2 protein-coding genes are annotated in these 745 nt (G+C 52.6%); both read right to left on the minus strand.

Annotated elements, in window-relative coordinates; translation table 11 throughout:
* A partial coding sequence (locus ACOCD2_RS23675; RefSeq protein WP_419626258.1) for a hypothetical protein occupies positions 1 to 210 on the minus strand: 210 nt, incomplete at its 3' end.
* Positions 195 to 533 carry a UPF0175 family protein gene (locus ACOCD2_RS23680; RefSeq protein WP_293650322.1) on the minus strand — a complete coding sequence of 113 codons (339 nt, stop codon included), beginning with the start codon at positions 531 to 533 and terminating at the stop codon, positions 195 to 197. The genes ACOCD2_RS23680 and ACOCD2_RS23675, both read right to left, overlap by 16 nt.
* Between the last annotated feature and the right edge of the window lie 212 nt (positions 534 to 745).

Here is a 745-nt window from a genome sequence, read left to right on the forward strand (position 1 = left end):
GGGCTGAGCCGGCCTCTGTTGCACCGCCAACCAGCCCTGGGTTATCGCTTGCTTAATCAGTGCCGCATCCTCTCCAGGTTTGGCCAGACATTCATCCTTCACCGATTGCGGAATGACAACCTCGCCAAACAATATCCTCAACAGCTCCAGTTGACCAACACCCGCAAAAGCAATCAGTGGCCCCGCATCTGCAACTATGATGCGAGCCATGCGCTGATGTCTGTTTGTTCCCGGTCTGTGGTTTCATCACTCCCCACGATCTCAATGCCCAACTCCCCGAGGAACTGGAGAAAAGAGGACATGGGCATACCACTGAGCCGGACAGCCCCTCCTAGAGACAAGGTGCCATCCTTGAACAAAGAAGCCGCCAACGCCGGCCGAACCGACTGCTCCGCATCGAACAGGAATTTGTCCAGGTGTACGATCAGGGCATTGGGCTCATCCCCTTTCAACACCAACACGGGCGACTCCTCCGCCTGCCGCAACGCAAGAGACGGATTTTTCTTCAGATTTCTGACATTGGTAGCGTGCATGCTCGTTTTCCTTTCAGACTACATGTGGCCAGCATACCATAGACCACAAGGCGTAGACTACGCACGGCATCTGTAATTCCATATCCAGAAAAACCGGATATGACTTCATACATGAGGATTTTCTGAAACATCGCCACGTAGCAATTGCCCGCAATACCATAGAGTTGGAAACTGGATGCTTTGAGCTACTACATTCGCCTGCACTCTAAGTA

This window comes from Thiolapillus sp. (assembly GCF_048562965.1).
Lineage (GTDB): Bacteria > Pseudomonadota > Gammaproteobacteria > Chromatiales > Chromatiaceae > Thiolapillus > Thiolapillus brandeum_A.